Source organism: Phocaeicola acetigenes, assembly GCF_027529745.1.
In the GTDB taxonomy this organism is placed as follows: Bacteria; Bacteroidota; Bacteroidia; order Bacteroidales; family Bacteroidaceae; genus Phocaeicola; species Phocaeicola acetigenes.
The window spans coordinates 232,555-245,521 of record NZ_JAPZVM010000001.1 but is presented as its reverse complement, the minus strand read 5'-3'; the positions used below and the strand labels follow the sequence as shown (position 1 = coordinate 245,521).

Below are 12,967 nucleotides of genomic sequence, written 5' to 3'. Positions count from 1 at the left end.
ACGCATTCCGTTTCTTTTTATACTTTTCTTTATCAGATGGCTTCCAGTTCGTTGGCAAATACATACCATAAATAGCCTTCCACATGGGTATATCCCATAGAAATAAGCAAGTCCATATATTCGCGCACCTGACGATTGTAAATATCTTTTTTCTTACCAAACTTAAAATCAACGACTACAACCTTGTCTTTCTTCATCATGACACGGTCGGGACGTCGGGTCTGTACCTTTCCGTCAGCATCAGTATAGATGATAGCACATTCGTTGTATAGTCTCCATTCACCGTTATACCACTCTTTGACGCGCGGATTATGCAAAGCCCATGCAGCCAACTTACGGATTTGCTCTTCCTGTTCTGCCGATTCGATAATGCCTTCGAAACGAAGTCGTTCAATGGCTTGGGGAAGATCACTCTCCTGCCCGATGGAAGCAAAAAGGTGATGCAACAATTGTCCCTGACGAATGTAACGGCTTTCCTTGTCTTCTTCTTCATCGCCTCGTATGAAATCGGCTGAACGGTTGGATTGTTTGAACTCCACTTCTGTTTCCAAAGATTCGATGGTGACAGGAAGGGCTTCGGCTTCGGTAGTTAGGCGGTTGGTAGACGTAGTCTTTTTCTTCGAAGTATCCGACAGACAGAGTGTACCATATTCGTAGATTTCCTCTCCTTCTATGGAAGAATCGTTCTCTTCTTCTCTGGCAGATGTAGCAGAAGAGGAAAAAAGCGATACCTGAGGCAATGCTTCGGAAAGAAGTCCGGATACCGTTCCACGCTGATTGGCTTTTCCCCAGATGATAAGATTTTTACAGGCACGTGTAAATGCTACGTAAAGCAGATTCAGGTTGTCTACCCAAAGCTGCAAACGTTCTTCCCGGTAACTGTTCCGGTAAATGGATTCTGCCATATTTGCCGAATAGTTTACCGGAACAAGATCGAGTTCGTTGAAGGGAGGAAGATCGGTTTCATCACCTGTACCGGCTACCGAACACCAGATAAGATGATTGTTGGTTTCGTTCTCCATCTTCCAGTCACAGAATGGAATCAGTACCGTATGATATTCCAATCCCTTTGATTTGTGGATAGAAAGAATACGGATACCGTCAATTTCTCCGGAAGGAATGGTCTTCTCATGCAATTTTTCATCCCAATGCGCAATAAATGCTGTCAGTTCAGATGAATTGTTCTGCAGATAATCGGTTACCGCATCGTAGAAAGCACAGAGATAAGCTCCCTGATTTTTTATCTCTTGCAAATTAAAAAGGAGGAAGAGTTTCTCCAGCAGTTCGTAAAGAGGCATAAGTCGTAACACAGCGATTTGCAACATAAATCCTGCCGGAAGATAATCTTCAATCCGGTTAAGTAGGACAGTATTCAGGTCGACTGATTTATGCAATACTTCCTGCTGATAGGATACCGCCAGACGCGCTTGAGCAATACGGTCGTCGGGAGTAACGAGATAGCGCAAGGCATCAATCATCATGCATACAGCAAGTGAGGCATCCAGACGAAAGGCTTCGTCGGATACAATACGATACGGAGTATATTTATCAAAATAATCGGCTACAGCTGGAATAGCTTTGTTCTTTCGCACCAGAATGGCAATATCGTTTACTTGCACCCCTTGTCCTACCAATGTGTCCACTTCACGGGCCAGTTCTTCCAACATACGGTCTGTATAAGGATGCTCCTTGCTATCAGCCAGAAAACTGATTTTGATGTATCCTTCTTCGGTCTTCTTGGCAGTTTGCTGGCAGACATCGCTATACGCATTCATCAGTTGGGTACAAGGCTCTCCCGATTCTTCTTCATAGCGGTCGTTCAGCACCTGGCAGGCTGCTGTAAATAATTCATTATTAAAACGGATGATGTTGGCTTCGCTACGCCAATTGGTAGCAAGTGTACATTCCTGGGTACGAAAAGCCGGGTCTTTATCCAAATTCGCCAAGATACGCCAGTCACCGCTTCGCCAACGATAAATACTCTGTTTGATATCGCCCACAATCAAACTCCCCTCCTTCTTCGACAAACTTTCCTGTAAAAGCAGACGGAAGTTTTCCCATTGCATACGTGAAGTATCCTGAAACTCATCAATCATCACCGTATCGATAGTGGTTCCTATTTTTTCGTATACAAACGAAGCATCTCCTTCCCGAATCAGGCTATGCAACAGATTGTTGGTATCCGAGAGCAAAAAACGATTGTGTTCCTGATTCTGCAAGCGTACTTCATCGTCGATATGAGCCAGCAGACGAAGATTATTGAGATGGCGGAGCGAAAGATCACAGGAATTGACTATCAGATTGTTTCGTACACGGAACTTTTCCGCTTCCCCCAATAAGGGAATCAGTTCATTCGCAGCAAGTGAACGGATAGTATCCCGATAAGAAGATGTTTTGGTTGTCCAGTTATCCTCACTTTCAAGACATTTTTCTACCGTAGCATTGCGAATATCATTCGCCAGATATCCGTTCGAAAGCTTGTTAAAGTAACTTCCTATCCCTCTCGAACCATTCTTCAGATCGGCCGGACTCAGGCCGTTTGCTTCCAGCAAACCAATGAACTGTTCGCTGAATCCTTTCATCTGTTCTAATGCCTCTTCGCGAAGGTCCTGCAACTGCTTGCGATAATGAGGAATGAACTGAGGATCAGCCAATTTTTTACGGAGTCCTTTTCCTTTCTCCAGGTATTCTTCATCGAAGATGTTTCGACCAAAGTTCTTGATTTCTCCCGACACATTCCAGCGCTTGTCATCGGCTATTCGCTCTTCAATATACTCCAACAGCCAATACAATACCGGTGAACGGCGATCCAACTTTTCGATAAGGGTATCTACCGCATCACTCAGCACTTCCGCATTATTCAGTTCTACCGAAAGATTGGCACCCAACTCCAGTTCGCGAGCCAGATTATGCATAACCGACTGGAAAAAAGAGTCGATGGTTTCGATACGGAAGCGACTATAATCGTGAATAATATAATGCAAGGCTTCATCTGCCGCCTGTCTCACTTCAGCTTCAGTCTTCGAAGTACGGCGAACGATTTCCTGCAAATAATTATCCGAACCTTTGTCTTTTGTAGCAATACCATACAGCTGACTTAAAATACGGTCTTTCATTTCCGTAGTAGCTTTGTTGGTAAAGGTTACGGCCAATATTTTGCGATACGCGTGAGGATCTTGTATAAGTTGGATAATGAATTGTATAGCCAGCGTAAAGGTCTTTCCAGAACCTGCCGAGGCCTTATAAACTAATAATCGGGGATCTTGCTCCATATCTTTCTGTGTAAATTAGCTGAACACAAAGATAAGAAACCTTCGGGAATATATACAGACTTCCCTTCAAACAATTAGCAGAATAAGTGCAGCAAGAAGTAGTATGACCAGTAAAATAACGCCGAGAAAAGTCAATGTAAAACGGAAGAAATGCTTCCTTTCTGCAGACTCCCGGATTTGAGTCTGATGTATAATTTCCGATAAATCTTCGGAAGTGATATCAGGTAAAGGCGAGGCTTCTTTTACCGACAGCAGACGTTGGTGTGTGGCATGCAAGCGCTCCTTGCTTACCTTACGGAGTTCACGGTTTTCTTTGTCCCGACGAAGCATATCATTGATACAGCCTAAGGTTCCCATTGTAAAAAGAGTGTAAGGTTATTTCTTAAAGATAAGCAATAAATAAAGGCACTCCAAACTACAGTCGTTAAAATATCTTGGCCTGTAATCACAGCTATACTTCTTCGGGGCTTATCAAAACCTGTATATAGCCCAAAAGAATATTACTTTTCGAGCATGTGCAATGCTTTACAAAGCTGATCAGGACACGAAGTAGGGCGACCTCCGCAACGGATTCCCTCCAGGCGACTGATCACTGCTTCTACCGGCATTCCTTTTACCAAAGCACTGATGCCTTGCAGATTGCCATTACATCCTCCAATGAAATGTACCTCCTGCACTATACCATTCTCTACTTCTACTTCGATCAGTTTACTGCATGTACCTTGTGTAGTATAATTAATTTTCATATCAATCAAAATAAAGAGTATAAAATAAAAGGAACTGTAGCAAAACAAAAGCAACAAGTCACTTGTCCTGATACAGTTCCTTCTTTGTCTTATTATCGTTCAGACACGGAAGAATTATTCTTCTTCCGGTTTCATATTTGTATATACAGTCTGTACGTCATCGAACTCTTCCAGACGTTCAATCATCTTGTCGATAGTTTCACGCTGTTCCGGAGTTACTTCTTTCAAATCGTTTGGTATATATGTAAAGTCACCACCTACATCTTCAAATCCGCATTCTTCCAAATGTTTCTGAATAGCAGCATAACTCTTAGGATCACCATAGATAGTAATTGTTCCTTCTTCCGGATCTTCATCAAACTCATCTTCGACATTATAGTCAATCAGGTCGAGAATCAGTTCTTCCATATCCATGCCATCCTTCTTCTTAAAGGTAAATACACATTTATGGTCGAACAAGAATGCCAATGATCCTGTAGTACCCAAGTTACCACCAAATTTATTAAATACAGAACGAACGTCTGCTACAGTACGTGTAGTATTGTCTGTCAAAGTATCTACAAATACGGCTACTCCATGAGGACCATATCCTTCGTATGTCATACCTTTGTAGTCGCTCTGGTCTTTACCCATTGCGTTTTTGATAGCACGTTCGATATTATCCTTCGGCATGTTTTCACGCTTACAAGTAGCGATTACCGAACGCAATGTCGGGTTGTTTTCCGGTTCCGGACCGCCAGCTTTTACTGCAATAGCGATTTGTTTACCCAGACGTGTAAAGGTCTTAGCCATGTGACCCCATCTTTTCAGCTTTGTAGCTTTTCTATATTCAAATGCTCTTCCCATTGGATAGTATATTTTAGTTTATTTTTTAATGAATTTTCTTGTCTTTATTCTTTTCCAGCTTTCTACATTTAAAGAAAGCCAGACAAGCGATAGTTACGCATACTAATCCACCGGCTATTGCCAGAATATTCTTCCAGGTTTCATTGGCAGAAAAATTATACAACACTCTGCCCGCCTGTATTGTCAGAAGAAAGAACAGTACAAAAGCAGCTGTATATTTCCTTTTCTCCTTGATGTGATAGTCCGGTTTGATTTCGGTATGCATAAAGTTTTTCTTTTTTATCGCAAAACAGCTCCCAGCTTATTCTGCAAGTTGGCAATAAGTTTCTGCATTACCTTGTCAATCTGCTTATCATTCAAGGTTGCATTCTCATCCTGAAGCATAAAGCTTACAGCATAACTCTTCTTGCCCGCTTCCAGATTCTTGCCTTCGTATACATCGAACAATTCTACGCTCTTCAATAATTTCTTATCTGTTTCGTAAGCAATCTTTTCGATTTCGGCAAACTGTACACCTTTGTCTATCAGCAGAGCGAGGTCGCGTTTTACAGCCGGGAACTTCGATATTTCGCGGAAAGAAACCGTATTGCCCTTGATAGCTTTCATCAGTTCCTTCCAGTTCAAATCGGCATAATAGACTTCGTTATCAATATCGAATGCCTTCTGAATCTTCTTGCAAACTATACCGAAAGTAGCCAGCAACTTACCGCCACGGGTATGTACTGAAATAGCTACTGAATAAATATCATCAGTCAAGTTTCCAAATACCAGTCCTCCGAAGTTTACACCCAAACGACGGAAGATATTCAGCACATGAGCCTTCAGTTCATACACAGACATGTTTTCATCGGCATGTGCCCATGAATTGCTTACACGTTTACCGGTCATCCACAAGCCTAAATGCAACTCTTCTGAGTAAGCAGCCAGAATCTTTTCAGGATTTTTCTTCTCTGCATTGAAGTGATAGCAGTTACCGAATTCAAAGAACTTCAGGTCGGCATTCTTACGGTTGGCATTGTGCTGGATGCTTTCCAAACCACCAAAGAGCAGTGTGGCACGCATTACATTCAAGTCGTTGCTCAACGGGTTCATCAGACGAACCAGATTTTCCGGCTTGTAAGTTTCCAGTCCTTCATAATAAGCAGCAGCAGTAAGAGAGTTGTTCAGAATTTCATTGAAACCACAACCTACCAACTGTTCTGACACCAGATTCTGAAGTTTTACCGACTTGTCTACATCGCCTTTTACGCTCAGACTCGATTTTACAGAAGTAGGAATCTCTACATTATTATAACCGTAAATACGGAGAATATCTTCTACCACATCGCACGGGCGCTGTACATCCACACGATAAGGAGGAACAAGCAGAGACAAACCTGTTTCTGTTTCTTCCGCAATCTTCATCTCCAGGCTGGTTACGATGCTTTTTACAGTTTCCTTCGGAATTTCCTTACCAATCAGAGAGTTGATGTAAGCATATTCCAAATCTACCTTAAAGTCAGCAATCGGAGTCGGATATACATCCTTGATTTCCGAAGCGATTTCTCCTCCGGCAAGTTCTTTCACCAGCAAAGCAGCCTCTTTTAATGCATAAATAGTACCGTTCGGATCTACACCACGTTCGAAACGGAAAGACGAGTCAGTACTCAATCCATGACGACGCGCAGTCTTACGCACCCAAGTAGGATGGAAATAAGCACTTTCAAGGAATACATCCTTGGTTGTTTCTGTAGTACCGGAATCCAGTCCACCAAATACACCGGCAATACACATCGGCTCTTCGGTATTGCAAATCATCAGGTCGCGTTCCGAAAGTGTACGCTCTACTTCGTCTAAAGTCACAAACTTGGTACCTTCTGCACAAGTCTTCACTACAATCTTGCCGCCTTTAATCTTGTCGGCATCGAAGCAGTGCATAGGCTGTCCGTAAGCATGAAGGATATAGTTGGTAATATCCACAATGTTGTTGATAGGACGTACACCGATAAGACGGAGTTTGTTCTGCAACCATTCAGGACTTTCCTTTACGGTTACGTTCTTGATGGATACACCTGCATAGCGCGGACATGCTTCTGCATTTTCCACTACTACATCAATATCCATGTCATGGTTATCTACCTTGAAAGCTTCTACAGACGGACGTTTCAAAGTAGCCTGATGACCATTCTGAATCAACCATGCATAAAGGTCGCGAGCTACACCATAGTGAGAACAAGCATCTGCACGGTTGGGAGTGATGTCTACTTCCAGTACATAGTCGCTCTTGATGTTATAATAGTCTTTTGCCAAAGTACCGGGAACCACGTCGTTCGGTAACACAATGATACCTTCGTGACTTGTACCAATACCAATTTCATCTTCAGCACAAATCATACCGTTCGATTCTACTCCGCGAAGCTTTGATTTTTTAATGGTAAAACATTCATCGCCATCGTAGAGCTTTGTTCCCAGCGTAGCTACTACTACTTTCTGTCCGGCAGCTACATTGGCTGCACCACACACAATCTGTACAGGTTCTCCCTGACCCAGATTTACAGTAGTAATATGCATATGGTCGGAATTAGGATGCGGTTCGCAAGTCAGGACCTCACCTATTACGAGGCCTTCCAATCCTCCTTTTATTGATTGAACTTCTTCTACTCCACCTGTCTCCAGTCCGATGGAGGTCAGTGCGGCTGCCACTTCATCAGGTGTCAAATTAAAATCTACATACTCTTTCAGCCAGTTATAAGAGATATTCATATATATATCATTTTTTATAGTTCGCAGAATGTTGCGCAAATTTAATATAAATATTTGGGATAAAAGAGAAAGGCGAAAATTATTTGCTTCTACTGTATAATGAAAGCATTATCGTTTTTTTGATTCTTCTGCTATATTTGTACCTTATACAATGTCCTTTATCGGGCATTACAAACTTCAGAGAGGATATAATCTTAAAGCCAGTGACATTTATTCTTTTCGCTTTCGGAAATTCATTGGTGACATTCCCGTTTTTCGAAGAAAAAATTTACCAAAAACAGATTGGTCAGAGAAGCCTAACACATCAGCTATTTCCTGTACATCCATATCGGTACACTCCAACATTTTACGTGCATCGGCACAAAGTAATTCTGATATATGAAAACAAACTGTATGACCTGTTATTCGCTTGACGACTCTTGACAAATAGGTTGTCGAGACATTTAATTTATCCGCATAAAAAGAAATGGTATGATAATCACGATAATGATGTACCAGCAACTTTTTAAAATTCCGGAAAATCTCACTAGAGCGTTTCACATAACCAGATGTATCACGGTTCTTTTTATACAATGTATCTGCTATTTGCAGAAGCAGAAAACAGAACAGGTGGCGAAGACTACCGTCTTGGTATAAATGCATAATTTCCAGTTGTGGAGAAAGCAAAGACATCACCTGACTCAAGTATTTGACTCTTTCCGCATCAAGTGAAAATATAGGAAGCTGATAATTGCCAATATACAGTGATACTTGATTGTATAACAATTGTCCGGCAGACAAAGTATCAAAGTAGTCAGGGACAATATAAAGGCAAGAGCAGAAAAAGTCTGTGCTTCTTTTGGATAAAACCCCTCGAACACTTGGCGTCAGAACTAATAAATCATTAGCAGAAAGTGTATAACGATGATAGATATCAGAAACAGAAGCTGTTCCGTTTGTGACGAGTAAAAAAAAGAAACCTTTCTCCATTACGATATCACCAAAATCCATAAAGGAGCCTTTAACATGCCGATAACATGAATCTGTACATTTCAAACCCAAAGAATCTGCAATTTCTGTAAATAGGATATCCATAAGCTCAATTTTATATACAAAAATATATTTTTGTTTCGTTTTTGACTAACATAGGTTATCTTTTTCCAAACTCAAAATGAAAAATAACTTGAACTTTGCATCAACTTAATTCAAAAGAATAGCTTATGAACAAATACACTATCAGACGTTATCTGCTTTTTATTATCTCGCTTTTTATCAATGCATTTGGTATTGCCTTTATCACCAAGGCATTTTTAGGAACATCTCCCATCACCAGTGTTACTTATGTTCTGAGTATGTTTACTCCTTTCACTATGGGAATATGGACCATTCTGCTAAATCTGTTATTTGTCATACTTGAGCTTTTTTTTATGACACGCAAGGATTTGAAATCCGACTGGAAAATGTATCTACTTCAGATTCCCATAGCATGTTGCTTTGGATTGTTTATTGATTTTTCCATGTTTATGCTCTCCTGGCTTAATCCGTCAACCTATATCACTCAAATAATCGGACTTATAGTTGGCTGTATAATTTTAGCCATCGGAATAGCTTTGGAAGTAAAAGCCAATGTAGCTATGATGGCTGGAGAATATCTTGTAAATGTCATTACTCGTCGGTTTCATAAAGAATTTGGATATGTGAAGCTAGGACTGGATGTAACCTTGCTTCTGACAGCTTGTATCCTATCACTCCTCTTTATGTCTGGAATACATGGTGTGCGGGAAGGTACAGTTGTCGCAGCATTGGCCGTTGGTCCTATCGTACATTTTATAAGTCCATATTATCATATATTCGATCGATGGATAACTTATCCTACTCAGCAAATAGAACAGACATCACGATCCGGCAAAAATATTGTCATCACCATTGCCCGAGAATTCGGAAGTGGAGGACATTTATTGGGCGAAATGCTGTCCAAAGAGCTTGGTATACATCTATACGACAAAGAATTTATCAATATGGCAGCAAAGGAAAGTGGTATAGACGAGCAATATATCATAAAAAACGAACAATCGATTCCTTCTTTTTGGTTGAAATGTATTCTCTCAAAAAACAGCGAACGTCCATTGGAAGATAGCCTTTCCGCTGATGATGTACTATTTTTGGCAGAAAGTCGCATAGTACAGAAACTAGCCGCAAAGGAATCTTGTATTATTATTGGCAGATGTGCTGATTTCGTATTGAAGGACTATCCGAACATTATAAAAATATTCTGTTATTCAGATTTCCAAAGCGCACTTAGCCGCTGTGTCACCCAATATGGTATTGCCCGAGAACAGGCAGAAGAAGCAATTCATCGGATCAATCGCAACCGCATCCATCATTATGAATATTACACAGGCAAGAAATGGGGCGATCCGCACCATTACAACTTAATGCTCAATACAGGAAGCATTAAACTTGAAACTGCCTGCAGACTGATTGGCGAAATTTACCGCGATATGAACAAATGATTTCTCAAAACTATTACAATATCCATAAGAAGTTTTTTATCAAAATGATATTACTTCATATTTTACTTTAAGTTTGGATACAGCAGATTATATATAATCAAAATGTCAATTTACCCCCTGTAAAAACCGCTTTATTTGTATCGGAATACAGCAATGCTCAAAAAACAAGGCTTTTTCAAGCTTAGGGAATATCCAAAAAGAAAGAGATTTTGCTAAAATAGCAGTCTTTTCTATTTGATATTGTAGTATAATATTTCTATATATCCATTTTAAAGATATTCTTGATACATTTTCACACTTTTAAAAAGAGGTGATTTTTCATCCGAAAACGTCTTTTTACAGATTAAAATCTCTATGAATTCGTGTTTTAAGTCCTCTTTTTTACATGATTAGTACCGAAAGCAAACGCGACTAGTAGCGTAAGCCTACGATACAAGTCGCATCGGGCATCGATACTTGTATCGGAAGGCGATGTGACGAGGTAAAAAAGAGGGATATATAGCGTCCTTTTTCATGCTGTAAAGCATAAAATAAAGTTGTTTTACCAGCCTTTGAAGCCAATTATTTCCATCAAACCCACCCTTTCTTTTCAAAATACGAGTTAGCCCAAATGTTGAAACCGGCGAATTATGACAATTAAATAAAGAATTTTCAAACAAAATGATAAATCATATACTCCTCTTTTTATACAACGTACCCCTCTAAAACAAGAAAGCCCTACCGGTACATAACCGGCAAGGCTTTTTATGGAGAAAAAATTTAATCATCAGAACGGAACCTCGGGGATGGGTCCGCCAAACGGATTTTCCTGAGGAATCATATCTACCGGAGGAGGAGGCACACTGCCCTGTCCGCCTCCACTGTTCATCTTGGAGCGGAGTACCGGAGCTGCTGCGTTTTCTCCGGGCATCGGCACAATCATCTCGTCGTCCGGATTCTGGAAACGTGCATATTCTCCGCGGAAGCGCAGCAACACATCGCCCACCGCACCGTTACGGTGCTTGGCTATGATAATCTCGGCCATACCGCGTAAATCGTTTCCACGTTCGTCGGTATATATCTTGTAGTATTCCGGGCGGTGAATGAAGCATACCATATCGGCATCCTGCTCGATGGCTCCCGATTCACGAAGGTCGCTCAGCTGCGGACGTTTTCCGTCTATACCTTCACGGTTTTCTACACCACGGTTCAACTGACTCAGAGCAATAATCGGAATGTTCAACTCCTTGGCAAGTCCTTTCAACGAACGCGAAATGGTGCTGACTTCTTCCTGACGGCTACCGAAAGACATTCCGCTGGCATTCATCAGCTGGAGGTAGTCGATGATGATAATCTTCACCCCATGTTCGCGCACCAGACGGCGTGCCTTTGTACGAAGTTCGAACACGGAAAGAGAAGGCGTATCGTCGACGTACAACGGTGCGTCGTACAATTCCTTTATCTTATAGTCGAGCTGTCCCCACTCGTAAGGTGCAAGCTGTCCGCTCTTGATTTTTTCGCCCGGGATTTCGCAAACGTTTACTATCAGACGGTTGACCAGCTGCACGTTGCTCATTTCAAGCGAGAACAGAGCTACGGGCACCTGATTGTTGACCGCCATATTCTTGGCCATGGAAAGAACGAAAGCCGTCTTACCCATCGCCGGACGTGCCGCGATAATGATAAGATCGGAGTTCTGCCAGCCGGAAGTCATCTTATCCAGCTGATGGAAACCGCTGGACAATCCGCTCAAACCGTCGGTACGTGCTGCCGCTTTCTGAAGCATTTCATACGCCTCCTGGATGACAGGATTAATCTGCGTATAATCCTTCTTCATGTTCTGCTGGGAAATCTCGAAGAGCTTGCCTTCGGCTTCCTGCATCAGGTCGTCTACATCCTGCGTTTCGTCGAATGCCTTGGTCTGTATATTGCTGGTAAAGGAAATCAGTTCACGAGCCAGAAACTTTTGCGCGATGATACGGGCATGATACTCGATATGTGCCGACGATGCGACCTTTCCACTCAGCTGGGTTACATAGAAAGCACCTCCCACCTCGTCCAGATCGCCCCTAGTGCGGAGCTGTTCGGTTACGGTAAGAATATCGATAGGCTTCTGCTGGATAGCCAGGTCGGTAATGGCTGCATAAATCAGCTGATGGCGGTGTTCGTAAAAAGACTCCGGACGGAGTATCTCACTCACCAGCGAATAGGCGTCTTTCTCAATCATCAATGCACCCAGCACCGCTTCTTCCAGTTCGGGAGCCTGCGGCTGGAGATGCCCATATTCGTCTACAGGCTTCGTTTTTGTAGCCTTTGGGACGCGTGTCGTTCTTCTCGTTTCTGCCATTTAGGGTATTTTTTATTAAATAGGGGCACAAAGATACATACTTTTACCAAAGTGAAGTAAAAAAGGCCACGATAAAATAAGCGCAAAGTATCACTTTCAGTATCGTTCCGAACAGGAATCCCAGAAGCGAACCGATACCCGATTTCAGGGCTACAGACAATCCTTTGTCTCCCAGCAGCTCTCCAATCATCGCTCCGAGAAATGGGCCGAGCAAAAGCCCGTAAGGCAGGAAAAACAGTCCGATGATGGATCCTGCAAAAGCACCCCAGCTTCCCCATTTGGTACCACCGCTGTATTTACTGCCCCACATCGGAATAAGATAATCGAGCAGAAGTGAGAGTGCAACCAGTCCCAGCCAGACGAGCAACTGGGAAGTAGAGAACTGAACCCGGTCGGTAAAATGCAATAACAACAAACCTACATACGAAACCGGAGGACCGGGCAAGGCCGGAAGCACACATCCCAGAAAGCCTGTCAGCAGACAGATTATACTTAATACAATTAAAATAATATCCATAATTTAAGTATTTCATTAAACGGTCG

Annotated in this window: 10 protein-coding genes; 1 reads left to right on the top strand and 9 read right to left on the bottom strand. The window is 42.0% G+C overall.

The annotated features are described in order from the left end of the window. Positions 1–32: 32 nt before the first annotated feature. The 7 genes from O6P32_RS01040 to O6P32_RS01010 form a co-directional block, all read right to left on the bottom strand. On the bottom strand, positions 33–3,272 hold the full coding sequence (locus O6P32_RS01040; protein ID WP_269876355.1) for a UvrD-helicase domain-containing protein: 3,240 nt from the start codon (positions 3,270–3,272) through the stop codon (positions 33–35). Between the two features lie 66 nt (positions 3,273–3,338). Continuing rightward, positions 3,339–3,629 (bottom strand): hypothetical protein, encoded by a 291-nt coding sequence (locus O6P32_RS01035; RefSeq protein ID WP_269876354.1) that lies wholly within the window; start codon positions 3,627–3,629, stop codon positions 3,339–3,341. A gap of 143 nt (positions 3,630–3,772) precedes the next feature. Beyond that, positions 3,773–4,018, bottom strand: a complete 246-nt coding sequence (locus O6P32_RS01030) for a TIGR03905 family TSCPD domain-containing protein (RefSeq protein WP_178266449.1) — start codon at positions 4,016–4,018, stop codon at positions 3,773–3,775. A 114-nt stretch (positions 4,019–4,132) separates the two neighbouring features. After that, entirely contained in the window at positions 4,133–4,864 is a 732-nt protein-coding gene (locus O6P32_RS01025; protein ID WP_178266450.1) for a YebC/PmpR family DNA-binding transcriptional regulator, read from the bottom strand. A 25-nt stretch (positions 4,865–4,889) separates the two neighbouring features. After that, on the bottom strand, positions 4,890–5,129 hold the full coding sequence (locus tag O6P32_RS01020) for a hypothetical protein (RefSeq protein WP_269876353.1): 240 nt from the start codon (positions 5,127–5,129) through the stop codon (positions 4,890–4,892). Between the two features lie 14 nt (positions 5,130–5,143). Next, positions 5,144–7,606, bottom strand: a complete 2,463-nt coding sequence (gene pheT / locus O6P32_RS01015) for a phenylalanine--tRNA ligase subunit beta (protein ID WP_269876352.1) — start codon at positions 7,604–7,606, stop codon at positions 5,144–5,146. Between the two features lie 210 nt (positions 7,607–7,816). Beyond that, positions 7,817–8,680: a helix-turn-helix domain-containing protein gene (locus O6P32_RS01010; RefSeq protein ID WP_269876351.1), complete on the bottom strand. Its 864-nt coding sequence runs from the start codon at positions 8,678–8,680 to the stop codon at positions 7,817–7,819. 125 nt (positions 8,681–8,805) lie between these two features. Here O6P32_RS01010 and O6P32_RS01005 point away from each other — a divergent pair, with 125 nt between their 5' ends. Further along, positions 8,806–10,098 carry a cytidylate kinase family protein gene (locus tag O6P32_RS01005; RefSeq protein ID WP_269876350.1) on the top strand — a complete coding sequence of 431 codons (1,293 nt, stop codon included), beginning with the start codon at positions 8,806–8,808 and terminating at the stop codon, positions 10,096–10,098. A 766-nt stretch (positions 10,099–10,864) separates the two neighbouring features. Here the strand turns inward: O6P32_RS01005 and dnaB are convergent. Further along, on the bottom strand, positions 10,865–12,424 hold the full coding sequence (dnaB, locus tag O6P32_RS01000) for a replicative DNA helicase (RefSeq protein ID WP_178266455.1): 1,560 nt from the start codon (positions 12,422–12,424) through the stop codon (positions 10,865–10,867). Between the two features lie 43 nt (positions 12,425–12,467). Continuing rightward, positions 12,468–12,944, bottom strand: a complete 477-nt coding sequence (locus tag O6P32_RS00995) for a DUF456 domain-containing protein (protein ID WP_269876630.1) — start codon at positions 12,942–12,944, stop codon at positions 12,468–12,470. Positions 12,945–12,967 lie beyond the last annotated feature (23 nt).